The 18,509-nt window shown below is 62.9% G+C and carries 10 protein-coding genes; 5 read left to right on the forward strand and 5 right to left on the reverse strand.

Translation table 11 applies throughout. The features are described from left to right. Window positions 1–47: 47 nt before the first annotated feature. From tal to ROTMU0001_RS07990, 5 genes are all read left to right on the forward strand, one after another. The gene (gene tal, locus ROTMU0001_RS07970; RefSeq protein ID WP_005509117.1) at window positions 48–1,148 is read left to right on the forward strand and encodes a transaldolase; all 1,101 of its coding nucleotides are present in this window, start codon (window positions 48–50) and stop codon (window positions 1,146–1,148) included. A 405-nt stretch (window positions 1,149–1,553) separates the two neighbouring features. Further along, on the forward strand, window positions 1,554–3,101 hold the full coding sequence (gene zwf / locus ROTMU0001_RS07975) for a glucose-6-phosphate dehydrogenase (protein ID WP_005509118.1): 1,548 nt from the start codon (window positions 1,554–1,556) through the stop codon (window positions 3,099–3,101). Continuing rightward, window positions 3,098–4,084, forward strand: coding sequence for a glucose-6-phosphate dehydrogenase assembly protein OpcA (locus tag ROTMU0001_RS07980; RefSeq protein ID WP_005506118.1), 987 nt, complete (start codon window positions 3,098–3,100; stop codon window positions 4,082–4,084). The genes zwf and ROTMU0001_RS07980 overlap by 4 nt, the downstream gene beginning before the upstream one ends. Next, entirely contained in the window at window positions 4,077–5,171 is a 1,095-nt protein-coding gene (locus ROTMU0001_RS07985) for a 6-phosphogluconolactonase (RefSeq protein WP_005509119.1), read from the forward strand. The genes ROTMU0001_RS07980 and ROTMU0001_RS07985 overlap by 8 nt, the downstream gene beginning before the upstream one ends. Before the next feature lie 118 nt (window positions 5,172–5,289). Then, on the forward strand, window positions 5,290–5,637 hold the full coding sequence (locus ROTMU0001_RS07990; protein ID WP_005509120.1) for a type II toxin-antitoxin system HicB family antitoxin: 348 nt from the start codon (window positions 5,290–5,292) through the stop codon (window positions 5,635–5,637). 114 nt (window positions 5,638–5,751) lie between these two features. Here ROTMU0001_RS07990 and ROTMU0001_RS07995 read toward each other — a convergent pair whose 3' ends face one another. The 5 genes from ROTMU0001_RS07995 to ROTMU0001_RS08015 all read right to left on the reverse strand — a co-directional run bounded on the left by ROTMU0001_RS07995 (window position 5,752) and on the right by ROTMU0001_RS08015 (window position 18,486). Next, window positions 5,752–8,379: a hypothetical protein gene (locus ROTMU0001_RS07995; RefSeq protein WP_005509121.1), complete on the reverse strand. Its 2,628-nt coding sequence runs from the start codon at window positions 8,377–8,379 to the stop codon at window positions 5,752–5,754. Window positions 8,380–8,845: 466 nt separating this feature from the next. Then, on the reverse strand, window positions 8,846–11,179 hold the full coding sequence (locus ROTMU0001_RS08000) for a DUF7825 domain-containing protein (RefSeq protein WP_005509122.1): 2,334 nt from the start codon (window positions 11,177–11,179) through the stop codon (window positions 8,846–8,848). After that, the gene (locus ROTMU0001_RS08005) at window positions 11,172–14,087 is read right to left on the reverse strand and encodes a hypothetical protein (protein ID WP_005509123.1); all 2,916 of its coding nucleotides are present in this window, start codon (window positions 14,085–14,087) and stop codon (window positions 11,172–11,174) included. The genes ROTMU0001_RS08000 and ROTMU0001_RS08005 overlap by 8 nt, the downstream gene beginning before the upstream one ends. A 78-nt stretch (window positions 14,088–14,165) precedes the next feature. Continuing rightward, window positions 14,166–16,937, reverse strand: coding sequence for a DUF6493 family protein (locus ROTMU0001_RS08010; RefSeq protein WP_005509124.1), 2,772 nt, complete (start codon window positions 16,935–16,937; stop codon window positions 14,166–14,168). A gap of 139 nt (window positions 16,938–17,076) precedes the next feature. Beyond that, window positions 17,077–18,486 (reverse strand): SWIM zinc finger family protein, encoded by a 1,410-nt coding sequence (locus tag ROTMU0001_RS08015; protein ID WP_005509125.1) that lies wholly within the window; start codon window positions 18,484–18,486, stop codon window positions 17,077–17,079. Window positions 18,487–18,509: the final 23 nt, after the last annotated feature.

An 18,509-nucleotide genomic window follows, 5' to 3' on the forward strand; every position in this document is an offset into this window, starting at 1 on the left:
ACTGATATCTCAAATTTCAATTTCGACAAAGAATCGTAGGTTTTCACATGTCTGAGTCCACTCAGAAGCTTTCCGACGCCGGTGTCTCCATCTGGCTTGACGACCTCTCCCGTGAGCGTCTGACCAGCGGCAACCTCGCCGAACTCATCAAGACCCACAACGTCGTCGGTGTGACCACCAACCCCACCATCTTCGCTGGTGCTCTCTCCAAGGGCGCCGCATACGCCGAGCAGATGCGTGAACTTGCCGCCGGCGGCGCAAGTGTTGAAGAGGCAGTCTTCGCCGCAACCTGCGATGACGTGCGCGCAGCCTGCGACGTGTTTGCACCCGTTTACAAGGCATCCAACGGTTTTGACGGCCGCGTCTCCATCGAGGTTGACCCCCGCCTGGCACGCGACGCCGAAGGCACCGCCAAGATGGCACGTGAACTCTACAAGCGCGTGGGCCGCGAAAACGTCATGATTAAGATCCCCGCAACTCAGGAAGGTCTGCGCCCCATCGCGGAGACCCTGGCTGCCGGCATCAGCGTGAACGTGACCCTGATCTTCTCCCTGACCCGTTACCGCGAGGTCATCAACGCCTACATGCTCGGCCTGGAGCAGGCGCTGGAGAACGGTAAGGACCTGTCCACCATCCACTCGGTCGCATCCTTCTTCGTCTCCCGCGTAGACACCGAAATCGATGCGCGCCTCGAAGCTGCCGGCGGCGACGCTGTGCAGCTCAAGGGCAAGGCAGGCCTGGCAAACGCACGCCTCGCCTACGAGGTGTTCGAGGAAATGTTCTCCTCCGAGCGTTGGGCACGTCTGCAGGCACACGGCGCGAACGTACAGCGCCCGCTGTGGGCGTCCACCGGTGTGAAGGACCCGTCCCTGCCGGACACCCTGTACGTCACCGGCCTGGTTGCGCCCAACACCGTGAACACCATGCCCGAGGCAACCCTGAACGCTGTTGCCGACCACGGCGAGGTTACCGGCAACACCATCGTGCCGAACTACTCCGAGTCCAACAACGTTCTGGACGCTATCTCCGCTTACGTCTCCTACCCGGAGGTCGTGGAGAAGCTCGAGGTTGAGGGCCTGTCCAAGTTCGACGTCTCCTGGGAAGAGCTGCTGCAGACCGTCCGTGAAGCACTCGAGCAGGCTAAGTAGAACCAGGCGACACAGCCGAATCTATAGCTGCTGAAATTCGGAAGCCACTGAAGTTCAGCAGCCGCTGAAATATAGCGCATGACCAATGCGTTCCCGGTATGCGCCACCCGACGCACACCAACCGATATGCACGCCCAACATATTGTGGGCACAGCACCAATCCGCCGGGATTCTCGTAGAGATTCTGACCAGGATCCTAACCAGGATTTTCGCCAGGATTCCCGCAGGGCTTCACCGCCCGAGGCGTCCCAGAGAATCTCGGCGGGTTAGGTGCCCCTCATATCGTCCCGTCAAAAACCGGTACAATACAGGGTACACACCTTCCAGAATGCGGCATCGCCTCCGCGCGACAAGGTACGAACCGCGCGCCGCACGAACCAACCAAGGCAATCAAAGGAATATATTGTGACTATCGGTCATGAAGCGAACCCTCTCAGGGACACTCGCGACCGCCGCATTACCCGCATTGCGGGGCCGTCCGCGCTCGTCTTCTTTGGCGTAACCGGTGACCTGGCCCGCAAGAAGCTGCTTCCGGCAGTGTATGACCTCATGAACCGCGGTTTGCTCCCGCCGAGCTTCGGCCTCGTCGGCTTCGGCCGCCGCCCCTGGAGCGATGATGACTTCCGCGCCTACGTGCGTGAATCTGTTGAGGCAAACGCCCGCACCCCCTTCCGCGAGGACGTATGGAACCAGTTCCAGCAGGGCATGCGATTCGTTGAAGGTGCCTTCAACGACGACGCAGCCTATGAACAGCTCAAGAGCACCCTCGCCGAACTCGACGAGCGTGGCGCTCACGGCAACCACGCCTTCTACCTCTCCATCCCCCCGAAGGCATTCGAGCAGGTCCTCACCAAGCTCGCCGAACACGACCTCGCATCGCGCGATAACGACACCGTCAACCCTGTCGATGGTTGGCGCCGCGTGGTCATTGAGAAGCCCTTCGGCCACAATCTTGAGAGCGCCCGCGAGCTGAACTCCATCGTGGAGGCAGTCTTCCCGCCCGACGCCGTGTTCCGCATCGACCACTACTTGGGCAAGGAAACCGTTCAGAATATCCTGGCGATGCGTTTCTCCAACCAGATGTTTGAACCGCTCTGGAACTCCCACTACGTGGATCACGTCCAGATCACCATGGCTGAAGACATCGGCATCGGCTCCCGCGCAGGCTACTACGACGGCGTGGGTGCGGCCCGCGACGTCATCCAGAACCACCTGCTGCAGCTGCTCGCCCTCACCGCCATGGAAGAGCCCCTCAGCCTCGACGCTAAGCACCTGCGCGCCGAGAAGGCGAAGGTCCTCGAAGCAGTCCGCATCGACGACCTGCCGAACTCCTTCGCGCTCGGCCAGTACGCCGCAGGCTACCAGGGCGGCGAGCACGTCAACGGCTTCTTCGACGAGAACGACATCCCCGCAGACTCCCGCACCGAAACCTTCGCAGCGTTGAAGGTGTCCATCGCAAACCGCCGCTGGGAAGGTACCCCCTTCTACCTGCGCGCCGGCAAGCGCCTGGGCCGCCGAGTCACCGAAATCGCCGTGGTCTTCAAGAAGTCCTCCGACCGTCTCTTCGGCGAACGTGAAAACCCGCAGGTCGGTCAGAACGCCATCGTCATCCGCGTGCAGCCCGACGAAGGCATGACCATCCGATTCTCCGCGAAGGTGCCCGGCACCCAGATGGAAATCCGTGACGTCAACATGGACTTCGGCTACGGCCACTCCTTCACCGAAGAGTCACCCGAAGCCTACGAGCGTCTCATCCTGGACGTTCTGCTCGGCGAGCCGCCGCTGTTCCCCCGCCACGAAGAAGTTGAGCTCTCCTGGAAGATCCTCGACCCCTTCGAAGAGTACTGGGAAGAAAACCGCATTAAGCCTGAACCCTACGAGTCCGGTTCGTGGGGTCCGCGTTCAGCACACGAGATGCTTGAGCGTGACAACCGCGCTTGGAGGCGCCCGTGATCTCGCACCTGCATAACACCACCGTTTCCGCTATCAACAAGGAACTGAGCCACCTGACTGCCGCCAACGGTAGCCTCAGCAGCGGACGAGTTCTCACCCTCGTTGTTCTCGCGGAAAAGGGCCACTCCCGCGAAGCAATGCGCGCCGCAATTCGTGCCTCCCACGAACACCCGAGCCGCATTATTGTGCACATCTCCCACGACCCGCTCGACCCCGACCAGCTGGATGCAGAAATCCACCTCGGCGGCGACACCGGCGCATCCGAGATGATCGTTCTGCGCGGTTGGGGCAGCGCATCTCGCCCGACCGAAGCACTGATCTCCGGTCTGTTGCTGCCGGACTCCCCGATTGTGGTCTGGTGGCCGCACTCGGTGCCCGAGAACCCGGCACAGCACTCCATCGGTCGTATCGCGCAGCGTCGCATTACCGACTCTGCACGCGCCGACGACCCGAAGGAAGCGTTGCGTAAGCTCACCGACGTATTCCGTGCAGGCGACACCGACCTGGCGTGGACCCGCCTCACCCTGTGGCGCACCCAGCTGGCAGCGCTCATGGAGCAGATGCCTTCCTCCCCCGTACGCCGCGTGGTTGTGTGGGGTTCGAGCAAGTCCCCGTCCGTGGTGCTGCTCGGTACGTGGCTCGGCTGGAAGCTTGAAGCGCCCGTACACCTCGCCACCATTGGCGCGGCAAACCGCGGCCTGTACCGCGTCAGCATTGAGCGTGAAGACGGTTCGGTGACGATGTTCCGCCCCGGCATTTCCGTGGCAACCATCTCCACCCCGTACGCGCCCGATCAGCAGATTGCGCTGCCGGTGCGTACCCTCGCCGAGTGCATCTCTGAGGAGCTGCGCCGCCTCGACCCGGACGACACCTACGGTGACGTGCTGAAGCAGGCGCTGTGCACCGTCACCCTCGTCGATGACACCTGCCAGCCTGAAGACATGCTGGACCTCGAAGAATACCCGGAGGTTTTCGATGCCTAAGATTCAGAACATGGGCGCATCCACCCCCACCCTGGTGGCGCACCCGACCCGCGACGCTCTCGCAGAGGACGCGGTGACCCGCATCCTCGACATCATTGAGCACGTGCTCTCTGAGCGCACGATCGCCCACATTTCGCTGACCGGCGGCACGATGGGTATCGCCACTTTGAAGGCGTGGGCTGAGAACGAGCGCGTGAAGGATATCGACTGGTCCCGCGTGCACTTCTGGTTCTCCGATGAGCGTTACGTGCCCGAGCGTAGCCCCGAACGTAATGACGGTCAGGCTATTGAGGTGCTGCTCGCTCCCCTGCTGTCGCACGGCCTGGTCGTAGGCAATGTGCACCGCATGGGTCCGTCCGATATTTTCACCGGCCTGGAAGCTGCAGCTGAGCACTACGCCTTTGAGATGCGCGACTACGCCGGTTCTGCACCGGCTGTGAGTGTGCAGATGCCCGAGGGCGCAACCGAATTGCCGCTGGCTGGCGGTCACGGTGGCGGCGCAGGTCACGAGCACGGCGGCTCCGGCGGCTGTGGTTGTGGTGGCGGCGGTTGCGGTTCTTCCGCACCCGAGCAGTCCATCGAAGAGACCACCCTGGACGAATTTGACGCTGAGGCTGCTGAGCCCGCAGGTGGTTGCGGATGCGGCGGCGGAGGCTGCGGTGGTGGCGGTGGCGGCCAGTGGCCCGCACCGGTCTTTGACATCACCCTGCTGGGCATGGGCCCGGACGGTCATATTGCTTCCCTGTTCCCGGGCCGTAAGCAGGTTCTGCTGGGTACCGGTCTGCCGGAGGATCCAGTTGAGGGCGGTAAGGCTGTGACCGTGATGGTTTCTGATTCGCCGAAGCCGCCGGCTGAGCGCGTGTCGGTGACCCTGCCGATTATCAATAATTCGCGTCACGTGTTCTTCCTCATCACCGGTGAGGATAAGCAGGATGCGACCAGCCGCCTTCTGGCTGGCGCGAAGCTGGACGCTGAGGACCTGAACGCTCAGCTGCTGCTGGAAACCCCGGCGGTGGGTGCGCGCGGTAAGAAGCAGACCCTGATTTTTGCAACCGAGGAGTCGCTGGCTCCTGAGAACCGTCCGTAAGGTTCTGGTTCTGAACTGCATCAACAAAAGAGTGGAGCCCCGGATAGACATCTATCCGGGGCTTTTCTCTATGGTTTTTAAACCAGCCCAAATGGTACTAGAAGTGGTACCATGAAGTATGCCGAGTCACACTCTCCCCCGCCAAGAGCTCTACACCTACCGCGTCGAGTGGTCTGAAGACGACCAGGAATTTGTCGGAACCGTCGCCGAATTTCCCAGCCTCTCATACCTGGCCCCAACCTCTACCGAGGCATTCGAAGGTATCCGAGAAGTCGTCGCCGACACCCTCGAAATTCTTGAAGAAGACGGCCGCGAGGCACCCGAACCGTTCTCTCTGCGTTCCTTCTCAGGACGATTCAACTTGCGTGTTTCACCGCAATTGCATCGTCGTCTGGTTCAGCAGGCAGCGCTTTCTCACCAGAGCCTGAACCAGTATGTGAGCCAACAGCTCGAAGCAGTCGCCTAAGTAAGCCAGTACATCTTCATCATCCAACGAAGATTTCAAAATGTTATGACATGACAAAAGAGTGGAGCCCCGGATAGTTTCGACTATCCGGGGCTCCACTCTTGCTACGCCGCGTTACTGTTCAGCAGCGGCAGGATTCTGCGGCTCTTGCTCCTCCGAAGATTCATCCGCCTCAAAACCCACGTACAGTGCCGCCAGCGGCGGAACCGTCGCCTCCAGCACCTCCTGCGCCTCCTCGGGGCTCGGGGCGAGCTTCGCGCCAGTCAGCTGCAGGTACTCGCGCACCGTCATGGGCTGCGCCCAGTCAAAGTGTTCACGCACGGCGGTGATGTTCGCGCCAGACTGCAGCACATTAATGCCGTGGGCAAGACCAATATCCGTCACCTTCACGATGGCGTCAGTCTCCTCCGGGATGTCGTACGGGTCGCGGTTCTGCAGGTCCACGATGAACGGCAGCACGCCGCGGCTCTCAGCGCGCAAGGTGAACTTGGTGTGCACCTGGCTCACCTCGTGCACCTCGCCCACGCCCACGGCGGGAACCACCATGAAGCCCGCCTGCAGGTCATTCACCGCGGCCAGGGTGTGTGCCTCCCCGAAACCGGAGTACAGCTGCACCACCGGCACGAGATAGCACACCTCCGCCTTGAGCGCCTTGCGAGCCTCAATGTCGATGTACTCCCAGGCGCCGCCGGTACCGTCCGTAATGTCGCCGGAGTGGTGCGCGTAAATGGCGCCCTGGCTGTTCTTCACGGTCTGCGACCAGTAGCTGATCTTGTCCATGTAGTTGCCTTCGGCATCGAACATCATCAGCGACAGGTCAATGTCCACGCCCTCATCCCAGAAGCAGAAGAGGCGGATCACGCCGGTGGGCGGCAGATGCACCGTCGAGGTGTTGTATCGGCCCATACCGTCCAGGGAGGGGCGGGCACTGCGGGTGTTCAGCGGCATGATCGTATCGCCCACCTGCTCGGGCAGGTAGATGGAGGTCTCGGCAAGACGCCCGGACAGGCCAATCTCGACCAGGCGTTCCAGCATGTCCAGCACTGCCGGGCTGTACTCACGCGCCGGAATCATGGTGGCGATACCGGTCTTGGACAGGTTCATGCGCTGCGGGGCGGCAGGCTGAGCCTTCTGGGTGGAAGCCGCGGCACGCTGAGTGTTTCGCGGGCTCTCGGGGACAGAAGTGTGCGGGTTAGACAGGCCGGCGTTACGGTCAAAGAACGAACCCAGCGGGTTCGGGATGCCCGCGTTCTGCATGAGGTTCTGAACCCTGGCGACGCCCTCCGGGTTGCGGCGCGCATAGTCAGCCATCTCCCGGTCCTCCTGCACCGCCACCGGGTTGGCGGGGCGCTCCTTCGGCGGGTTCGCGAGCGCGTTACGCTGCAGGGTCACCAGGTTGCGGATCTGCACCAGGATGGGCGCGGAAACGCGCGGCGCTACGGCGGCGAACGCGTCAAAGATGATCTGCTGGCCGGGGCTCGGCGCAGTGTCGATGCCGTAGCGGGGCGCTTCGAAAGCATCCAGGGCGCGCACCAGCTGGCGTGCAAACACGCCGGGGCGTGTGGAGAGCAGACGTGCCACGTTCTGCGCATCCCGGGTTGCGTAGGCGCGGTCCACCAGCGATTCGAAGCTGTACACCTCGCCGCGGTACAGGTCGTCAGCCCAGCGGCTCAGCGCGGTCAGTGACGGGTAGTCGCCGGGGTGAATCGCCTTGACGAGGCGCTTGTACATCTCTGCATTGGGCGCGCTGTCGTAGCGGGTACCGACCGGGTCAGCTTCCAGCACCCGGTTGAGCAGGTGCGCGATGCGGGTGCGTTCACTACGGCGCAGCTTCAGGCGCGGCGCGATGCTCAGGCTCAGGTCCCCCACCGTGCCGTTGTAACGCAGACGCGAGTAGGCGGCGGCGAGGGCGAGTGCCTCCTTCATGGTGCGCAGGTGCTCAGCGTCTTCGGGGTGCAGGCAGGCGGCGATGAACACGCGGTTTTCGCGGCTGGTGTTCTCCGATCGGGCAGCCGGCAGGGCGTCATGCTGGGCGAGGAAACGGCGCAGCGCCACAAGGTCGCGCTGGTCGGTCTGGTTGTACGCCTGCTGCTGACCGAGTAGCTGCCGGTAGAGTGCGTCCGCCATAATCAGGGCGTTCTGCACGCCGCTGACCATCTGCAGGGGTCGGCGGTTGCGTTCCATGCTGGTGAAGTTGGCGCGGCTCATCGGCTGCTGCCACTCGTAGGGCACGTAGTTTTCGGGCAGGCCGCCAACGATGCGCTCGGTACCGTCCGGGTTGTAGTACGGGTTGGAGAGGTAGTGCATGATCTGCTCGGTGTAGCGCTGCTCTTCGGGGAGCGCCAGGGCGCGCAGATCAAAGTCGCGGCGGAACACGCGGCCGGGACGGTACCCGTACTCGTAGGACCAGATGGTCAAGAACAGGGCAAATTCGTTGGCGCTGACCTTCAGCGCCTGGGCGAGGGATTCCTCGCTGAGGGTCAGGCCGCAATTGCTCAGGGCGGACACTCGCCCCAGGTCGGTGTCGAATACGCCGGCCTGGTGCCGCTCATTAATGCTCGAGTAGTTCGAGCGGTAGGAGAGGCCGTACAAGTCGGTGAAGACGTACACGCCGTAGCGGCGCATCAGGATGAGGCGCACGAGGGGGCTGAGGCCCTCGGGGGCTTCACCCTGAAGGTAGGCGGATTCGTTGAGGTAGGGTGATTCCTGCAGGTAGGGGGATGCGTCGTAGGGAGTGGTCACGGGTCGTCCTTTCCGTTGGTCTCACCCGGCTGTCACCGTCGGTGGTGTGTCTATGTTCTTATCGTAGCGGCGTGGGTGCGGGTTGTCGCTGGGTTTGGTCATCGGTGACCTGCGGGGGTGTGTATTCGCGGGGGCAACAGGCGGTTACGTAAGCGGAGTCTGGGCGGTGTTTATCCGTCGCTTGTTTATCCGCCGAGTGCTTGTCCATCAGCCGCTTATCTGTCAGCCGCGTGGGAACGGGGGATTAAAAGAAAAATGGCGGGAAGCGAAGAATCCGACAAATATAAGAAAAAGATATTTCAGAAAGTAGGACTCTTCATGATCCGCCATTACCTATAGAGTACTCCCGCCCCGTGACGGCGGTCAAGCCGTTTCGTCGCCGAAGCATGCTCGGGGGGGGTTTCTACCCGCCGGTGAGGCTCTAGCTAAGGGGCAAGTAGCCTCACCGGCAGGTAGGTTTTTCGGGCTAGGACTCACCCAATAGCGCGAGCGCGGCCTCGCGGGCGGCAAGCGCCTCCTCCGTCTTGCGGGCAGGCACAGCGGCCAGGGCGCGCAGTGCTTTCGCCAGCACTGTAGAGCCCTTCATCTTCGGCTCCAGGACCACGGGAATCTCAACCGGCGTACCGTACAGCTCGGCAAGCTCCACCGCAAGCTTCACAAGGGACGCACCCTGACCCACCTGCGGAGCCAACGGAAGAATCCGGCGCACCGTCTGGAAGACAGACCACCCCGCCAAGGGGCTCAAAGAAGCGGCATCGTTCAACGTCTGCACCAGGCGATTCACTCCGAACCAGCCGTGTTCCAGGAGGTACCCGAGCTCACTGGCGAAAAGGTGCGCATCCCAGTTGCCGCGGTCAATGAGGGAGGCAATCGTCTCCGCCGTCAACGAGCGACGCTCCGGGGCGTGCACCACAGAAGCCCACGCCAGGAAGTTATACGACGGCACACCCAGAGCGCGCTCCGCCGCACCGAGCGTCTGCATAACCTCCTCAAAACCGTGAAGACGAGAGAACTGATACACGCTCAGCAGCGGCTTATACTGCGCCGCCAGAAGGTCCGGGTTGTGGCTCATCGCCCAGGCGTACCAGCCGCATACTAGGGCAACAGACGGCACCTCGGCATGTTCCAGGGAACGCCCCGGATACTCCACACAGGCACCAGCCACCGTGTATGCCGCCGCCGTGAACGTACTCCGCTCCGTGGCTAGCTCCTCCCCCGGCACCTGCCACAGCTCATAGGTGGAATCATTCACCTCATACTCGCCGTGCAGAACCTTCGGAAACGCCTCACGGTACGACTTGAAACGAATCACCGTGCGCTCAAAAGAACGCTCCACCGCAGGCAGCGGCTCAGCCAGCAGAGGCGCAAAGCCCTGCCCAGCCGCGCCCTCGCTACTATAGGGCTGATCCCTGAACGCAACGCGAAGCTGCTCGTGGAACAGCGCCGTCGGCGACCGGTACGCCCAATATTCGCTACCCTTACGCGGGTACCCCCTGAAATGAAAATCAGCACCCTGAAAACGACCCGTGTGCTCGGTGAGTGCTGCCTGCGGGTCAGGGTCTGCGGCGTGCACATGCTGGACCAGCAGCCGGTAGGCGAGGTAGCGCAATTGGTCGCAAACGTCATGCCAGGCACGGCTCAGGTAACGACGCAGATGCTTCTGAAAAGCGGGACTGAACTCAATGACTCGCCCCTCCTGATGCGCCCGATGCAGGTAGTTCAGCAGCGCCGGGATGCGGCGGGCAGACTGCTCCCTCTCGTTGAGGTGGTAGAGGGCGAACAGCAGCTCTTCGCAGTCCCGGTCGTTGCGAATAGCATCCCGGGTAGCTTCGGAGGCGCGCCCCGCCTGCGGCGCCGCGTTGAGGGCGGCATTCACCTCCGATGCTGAGAGCCCAAGGGCAGGGACATCCGGAATCCGCACACTACGGGGCGGCTGATCTGAGGCAGGCTGAATCGAACTAGGCTGTGCAGGCACAGTGTCAGGGCACAGCTTCTGCGCGCGATCGCGCAGCTCCAGAGGAAGAACCTCCACAGCATCCTGCGCGTAAGCAGACACCTCCCCGGCACGTTCCGGTACCGCCCGGACACTCAACTCAAGCACCTTCAAACCGGCAGTCATCAGCTTCTTCTCACGCCGGAACAGCAACTGCGCGGCGGCAGGTAGCGCCTCCGCCACCAGGGCTTGAAGCTCACCAGCAGTCAGCGGCACCTGACCGGCAGGGGCAGAACCGCCAGACGGCGCGCAGACCTGCAGAACACTCTGCAGCATCTGCGCGCCCACAGTAGCCGTGGTCGCCACCGGCGAAGCCAACAACGCCGGAATCAGCGCACCGTGCCGAGCATAGGATTGCGCCTGAGCCGCCAAAGCCTGCTTACGTTCAGCACCGCGCAGCCCCTTCGGAACCGCCGTCAGAGCCTCAAAGGAACGCGAGAAAACGCGGGCGTTCTGCGGCGCATAATCACGCAGCAACGCCTGAACGCACTCCTGCTCAATCCGGGCGCGATACTGTGGAAAACGCTCCGCCAAATACACGAGGAAATCATGACCGCAGATGGTCAGCTGCGCATCATAAATAAACCAGAGTGCTAGACCATTCGAGGGCAGGGCGCCCTCCACGGTAAACAGCGCCCAGATTTTTTCCCAGTGTTCCGGATGCTCCCTGAAAAACTTGGCAATCACCTCATCATCCATAGAGCGCATGGAACGACCCGGCACAATACGCCACAGGAACTCCTGCAGGTATTCGGCGCTCCACGCAGGCGCCGCAGGATGCACGCTTTCAGGCACAGTATTAGGCACCGCTCTCACCCAGTAGCGCAAGCGCGGCTTCGCGGGCGGCAAGCGCCTCCTCCGTCTTGCGGGCAGGCACGGCAGCCAGGGCGCGTAGCGCTTTCGCCAGCACCGTGGAGCCCTTCGTCTTTGGCTCCAGCTCGGCGGGAATCTCAACCGGCGTGCCGTACAGTTCGGCAAGCTCCACCGCCAGGCGCACATAGTCGCCGCCCTTCGTCAGCTCACCGACCATCGGCAGCAGCAGGCGCAGAACCTGCAGCACACGCCAACCCGCCAGCGGACTAATAGCCGACACCTCACGCAGGGTCGCCACCAGGCGGTTCGGAAGAACCATCCCGTCCTCCAGAGCCCACTTCAGGGTCTCCGCGAAGGTGGATACATCCAGCAGGCCCGCCTCAAAGAGTGCCGCAATGGCCTCTGCCGCCGCCAGACGGTACTCAGGGTTCTTCGCGCTCGCCACATAACCGAGCAGGGTGCAGGTCGGGGCGCCCACCTGCACGGTGGACTCCCTCAGCGCACGCATCAGCACGGGAACGGGGGTGACGGTCTTCTCCTCAACGCACTGCGAAGCGGCGAACAGGAAGTATGCAGAGAGCAGGTCCGGGTTATTCTTTAGCAGCCAGGAGGACCACTCGGTGAGCACGATAATATAGTCGCCCCGCCACCCATCGACGCTATCGAGATTCAGCAAATATACGAAGGGAATGAACGCGGTGTTAAGAACTTCGTAGGCGATAGCCTCCTCGGGGCTCATGCCAGCGGTTGAGTGGCTCAGGGCCTCGCGTGCCTCATCCACGGTATCCACGATGTCACCCTTGACCTGCCACATGGGCTGGTACTTCACGAATTCCTCAACGTTAAAGTTTTCGAAGCCGGCCTCGCGAAGACGACCCGACCTGCTGGCATCCTGGTATTCCCAGACTCGATCATTGTCGAGACCACGGTTGAAGCCGCTCCAGGGCATATCCAGGCCAGAAACAGTGCGATAAGTCCAGTCGCTGTAGGTAAGCTGACGGGCGGGTAGTGGTGCGCTCAGCAGACGCACCGTGCGTCCTTCCGTGTGGTACTCTCCCCCTGCGGCGACGGCACGCATCTGCTCGCGGAAGATCTCATAGAGGTCACGGTAACCCTTCAACGGCTTGTAGTCAGCATTCCAGAGATGGTGTTTATTCTGAATAGTTAGACGTATCATCTCTTCCTTGCTCAAGAGCGCGTTACTCGGGCGAGCTCGTGCAACCATCTCACTACGGTCGGAATAGTGCAGGAGCGGCGTCAGCTCGGGTAGCTCCCAGGATTTGCACCCCATGGCCTCGGCGTTAGCTTTCAATACTGCGCGGAGAACAGGCATGCACGCAACGTTGTTGTAGTAATATTCGCTGGCAATCTTGCGCAGGGTACGAAGCTGCTGCTGATCCACCGGTGCAAGCTTGCCGGTCGCCGCAAAGTGGTAAAGACGAGCCAGGTTCTCTCCCCTCGCAACGGGGAGTTCGGCCCCCACGATTTGGCCGAGATGGGTGTTCGATTCCTCGATCAGCAGGGCGCAGAACTCGTCCAGATCCGCAATGGGGGTGAACGACTCATGGCGCGGGGTACCGGGCAACAGCACCGGCGGCACCTCTACGGAGGCGCCCGCCGCCTCCGCCTCTTCCGCCATGGGGAGGCGGTCTTCGGGCAGGCAGGCTTCCGCGGCACCGCGCAGTTCCAGGGGTAGCACCTCGTAGGCTTCGAGGACGCGGTCAGCAACATAGTTGGCGAGCGCCACCTGCTCGGCGGTTTGCGCCTTCTTGCGCTTGGCTTTGCTCAAACCGGCGTACTGGGTGGCAATGAGCTTGAGCAGGCGCAGGGCGCCGCGCTGAATCTTCTTTTCGGTGCGGTAGAGGTTCGCGCCGAGTGCGTCGATGAGCTGTTCCAGGTCAAGCTGTTCGAGGGGTTGCAGATCGGGGGTCTTCTGCAGGGCGGCGGGTGCGCAGGCTTTGAGCACGTTCTGCAGCATGGTCTGGGCGAATCCGACGGAGGCGCTGGGCTCTGCGGTGAGGACAGCCATGAGCTGCCCGAAGCGTGCCCGGTTTTCTGCGTCGGTGGGCTGCAAATCGGTGTAGACGGAGTGGAACGCAGCCGAGTTGAATGCGCTGAAATCGCTGGTCAGGCCGCGTAGCAGGGCGTCCAGAATCTCGTCGCGGATGTCGAAGTATTCGCCCATGAGGCGGCAGAGTTCCGCGCTTTCACCCATGTAGTTGCCGTAGCCCTTGAAGAGCACCCCTTCGGTGCGGAAGACCGCCCAGAATTCCTGGTCGAGCAGGGTCATGTCACGGGTGAAGAAGGTTTTGAGCTGGGCGTGATTACTGGCGCTGCCCTTCTTCACGCAGGGCAGGGCCTCGTGCAGGAAAAGAACCAGGTATTCAGGGGCATCGCAGCTCAGGTTGCGGGCGCGAAGCAGCATGTAGCAGGTTTCCCAAATTTTCTTCGAGCGCGCCCAAGAGTTCGGCAGGCCCTCAATAAAACGCAGAATCCACTCATCAGGGCGTTCGGTGGCGCCGAGCAGGAACGCGTCAATCAGCTGCTGATCCGGGCGCCCCTCCCAGAGCAGGGTGCGCATGGCGCGACCAGCGGAACGGTGGTATTCCCACGGGTCACCGTCGGGGGTGCGCACGAGCGCCCCGGCAACGTATGCGGCGAGCGGGGTGCGGTTAATGTGGTCGCTACCGATGACGCTCTTGGGGGTGAAGGTTCGGGCGAGGGAGGCGCGTTCCTCCTCGGTGGCGCCGGTGATGACGGCGTGGTATTCCTGCACGTCAGTTGATTCTGCCGCCATAAGGGCTTTGAGGGCGGCACGGCGCTCTTCGAGGGTGCGCTCCCCTGCGTTATGCTCGCTGGCGCTGCGCTCGTTAGGGTTGTGCGGCTGGGCGGTATCAGTCATTGGTACCTGCTTTCGGAGTTGATGGTGAATGGTTGGGAAGAGTTGAACGGAGGGTTTGAACGGGTGCGGGCGGGGCGGTTAGCCCTGCACCTGGTTGAGGATATTCCGGGCGTACCGCGCCTTCTGCGAAGAACCGGTCAGCGTACCCAACCAGCCACGCAGCGGCTCATCCACGAGCTGCGCACGGGTGGCAGGGTCGAGAGTTGCCAACGCCTGGCTGAAGGCACCCAACAGCTTACCGAGCGAGTTCGCCCCGGTATCCAGGTGCGGTATGAGGCGCGCGAAGAAGCGCACCGCCGCCCGCGCATCCAGCTGGGCGAAGTCGGTGAGGGCGAGCGCCCAACGGTTCAGCATCGCCAGCGGCACAAAGTTCACGAAGCCTGCCGTGGCGTCCTCAAGGCTGAGCTGGTCGTCCAGCACGCGGTGCATGATTTCCACGGCGAGGGAACGAATCTCGACGTGCTGCTCCGAGAAGCCCGCGGCAAACACGAACGCGCAGGCGGGACCCCACGCGCCGGGGTGCGCCGCCAACGCCAAATACAGGCTCCGGTCAAAGGCGCTGTGATCCAAGCTGTACCAGTTGCTACTAGCGCAGTAGAAAGCCAGCGGTTCTGCCCGTGAGGGATAGAGCAGGGCGTACTGTCCTTCTTCGTCGTGGTGGGCGGTGGCGAGGCCGCGGAAAGCGTTCAGCTCGGGGGTGGAAGCACCATGCGCCACCCCGTTCAGCTGAAGGCCCCAGCTTTTCTCCCTCTGGGATACCGTGATGGACTCCAGGTAGGGGTTGACGCGCCCGGTGGCGAGGGTGCCGTCGAGAGCGGAGCGGAGCACGCGAATCTGGGTAGGAGCAGAGCGCGGAGCGTCCTCCTCAGAGTTCTTCACGTATTGCTCTTCAAGGCTTTCAAGCAGGGTCAGCGCCTCAGCTCGGCGGCGCTGTGCGTCCTGTCGCTGCTCGTCGGTAGCGTACGGAGGCAGCACCTCCGGCACACGCACACGCAGTAGCGCCGCCGTGAAATCCTGGCGCAGGATGGGGGCTCCATCAGCCAGGTTCTTGGCGTACCGGCGCACCAGGGTATCCGGATGCACCCACCCGCCGAACAGTTCGGGGGTGGCGAGCGGCGTGTAGCTCTGCCTGCTCTGCAGCACGCCGAGGGCGTCCTTGAATCCGGTGCTGAAGAACGCGGCGTGGCGGGAGTACATGGTGTGCAGGTTCGGCACCGTACCGGGGTCTTCTTTCGGGGTCATCTCCGACGCCTTCGGGCGCTCACGTAGCTTCCCGGCGGCGGCAAGAACCGTCAAGTGCGCGCGCATGTCGAACCATTCCAAACCCCAGTGGTTCAGCTTTTTCAGGCAGATAGGAACAAGCTGTTCGAGCAGTTTGGGGCTCTGCGCGGTGCCGTTGGCGCTGAGCAGGTAGGCGGTGAGCAGTTCCAGTTCCAGCTCGCATCCGGCGTGCGTTTCGGGTTGGTCTGCTTCGCTGAGCGTATCGGGGGTAGCGCTGGGCGCGACCTGATGGTGCAGGAGCGCACGGGCGCGTTCTTGCACATCGGATGCGGTCACGGGGCGCACAGGGGTATCCCAGTACCGGTGGATTACGGCGCGGGAGGCGGCGAGCGCCTCCGCGGCGGCGGCCTCAATATCAGCAGCTTCAGTGAGGGCGGCGTCTTCCGCACCGCTCCCCCGGCTATTCTCCGGGCTGTACCCATCTTCGAGGAGCGGCGAGCCCTCTTCCTGAATCTGCGCCACAACCAGCGGATCGAGCTGGGGTCGGTAGTCGCGGTAGAGTTCGCGGGCACGCTCGGCGAACACGATAGCGTCGGCGCCCGCGTTGTCTGCGGCGCCCGCCTGCACCCATTCTTCGAGGTGGTTGAGGGCGGCTGCCTGCACCTGCGCGTGGGTGTGGCTGAGCGCCATGGCTACCGCGTCTTCGCAGGCGGCAGAGTCAAGGGTGCCCGCCCGGTACAGCGCCTGGAGCATGGTCAGGATTTTGAGTGCGTTTGCTTTGGTTCCGGCGCATACGGCGGGTGCCGCGTAGGCGAAGGCGATAGCATCCAGCGCCTGCGGGTTTTTGCTCCAGAGGCGGTGAATATGCTGCACGCCGAGGGTCACACTCGGGCCGATGGGCGAGGAGAAAAGCGTCAGAAATTCGCTCTGACGTGCCGCAATTTCTTCGGCGGTGAGTTTGAGTCCGGTGACCAGGCGTGAGAACCAGCCGACCCGATACGCCGGGAAGTCGCTCATGAGGGAGCTCAGGAGCGCATCAATGAGGCGGTCACGGCTAATCAGCCCGGTTTCGGTGGCTTCGATGAGGGCGCAGGACCAGCCGGGGTTGTTGTCCTTCTGCCCGGGCTTGTAAGAGTCACGCTGGGTGAGGGATACGTCCCGGTTACCTTCGACGGCGAGCATACCCCAGATGAGTTCTTCGCGGAGCTGTTCGTCCTCGCGCAGCAGCGGGAGGATCAGCTCGCGGTCGCAATTGATGAGGGCGGTGTAGTAGTCCTCGTCGTGCTCAAGGACCGCGCCGTCGTAGAGTTCGGCAAGTCGCATGGAGGCAGCGCCCGAGAACCAGCCCGTCTGAATGTAGATTTTCACGCGGTCCTGCGTGACGGTTCCGGGCTTATTTTTGCCGACCTCGGAGCCAAACGGGGTGCTGATAATGTCGAAGTACTGCCAACGGCGGTAAATCTGCTCGAGGGTGCCGCCGACCGCCAGAATGTTGGCGAGGTTACGGTTGAAGTGCATGATGTCGCTCCAGGTTTTCTGTTGCCTGCGGAGCGGGTGGATGACTTCACCGGGGAGCGGCTCGGTGATGACCCCTTCGGGGAAGGTGTGCGTTTCGGGGCGTTTGCTCATGGTGATCTTTCGGGAAGGAAGCTGAGGGGAACTCACCTGACAGAAATTTTTTTGCGGCTAAGGTTTTCACCGCGAAAGTTCCGTACGGTGCGTGTCTCGTTCGGTGTTATTCGTTCGCCAGTGCGCCGGGGTGTTTATCCTAACTGGCGGCATGTTCGCGGTAGAGAATGCTGACCGCCAGCGCATGCTTGCAGGGGCCTCGCGTACCGCGGTACTTCAACCACCAGGGGCAGGAGCAGAGGTACCCCTCCACGGCGTACGGGTCGGCGGGCAGCACCACGGTGTACGTGTTCTCACCGCTGCGTACACTGTACTCACCGGTGCCGTGCTCCCCCGCCCCGACCCGCTCAATAGCGCCGGAGTCGGCAAGCTTTTTCGCGCCGACCAGGCGCGGGTGCATGGCGGTCAGCGCCTCCGGATGCACAGGCAGCGGGCGGTGGAAATACTCGCCAGCGTGCGCGTCAAAACCAACCTGACCGGAGGAAGCCAGCAGGGCGAGGGCGTCGCGGGTTGCCGCCTCGTCCAGGCCTGCGCGGGCAGACATGACGGGCACGTCAATGCGCGGCTCGAAGGAGAGCAGCACGCTGAGCATGTCAGCGTTCTGGGCGGTGTTCGGGTTAGACAGCGCCTGCAGCACGGATCCCTCACCGGAGAACCCGCGTGACTTTTCGGGGCTCAAACCAATACTCAGGCGTGCGCCGGGCAGGTGCGCCACCCACACGCTGGGCACGGGCGCGTTACCGGCGGTCACGGGCTCACTGTACGCGTCCAGGCGCTGAATGTGGCGGATGAGCGGCTCAAGCACACGCAGACGCTCGGGGCCCGCCACGCATACGGATCCGGCGGTGGCGCGGGTGGCGAGGCGCAGGGAACGCACCGCACGGGTCGCCCACAGGACCGCCTTGGTGCTGGAGTTACGCGGCAGGGAGTGGATGAAGGTTCGGGCGGCGGCAGCGTCCAGGCTGTGCACGGGGCTCATGCGGGATGAGAGCATCTGCGTTTCTGCAAAGCCCTTGAGCCAGCGGATGGGCAGCGGCACTTTTTCTTCCATGACGGAGCCGTCAAGGGTGGTGGTGAGTAGCCCGTCGTCGCCAACGTTCAGGTGGATGGGCTCCCCTGCCCTGAGGGAGGCGAGCGCGGCGCGCAGGGGCGGGTTGACGTCTACGTTGGTGACGCCTACGGCGCTGTGGCTGGCGTCGAGTGCGCTGGAGTCAACGTCGAGGCGCGCGTACACTCCGCAGCAGGCGCTGAAGGATTCGAAGCGTAGGCCTTCGGCAGTGCTGGTGACGACGGGGTCTGCGGCGCGTAGGGCTCCGGCGAGGGAGCTAGGCGGCACGTAGAAGCGGGTGCGGGCGACCCTGGCGACGACCAGTAGTGCAGTGGCGTAGACGTCTGCTCGTTCGAGAAACCCGGAGAAGAAGTACGGGTGGGAGGCGGCACCTTCCGGGGTGCTGCCGCCGCTGGTGGCGAGGCTGAGCGCGCGGGAGTCGGCGCCGTCGATGAGGGCTGACGGGGCGGTGTACGTGTAGTCGAGGGTGTAGGCGCTCATGGCTTCTTTGCCTTTCGTATGTG

The organism is Rothia mucilaginosa ATCC 25296, assembly GCF_000175615.1.
Classification (GTDB): domain Bacteria; phylum Actinomycetota; class Actinomycetes; order Actinomycetales; family Micrococcaceae; genus Rothia; species Rothia mucilaginosa.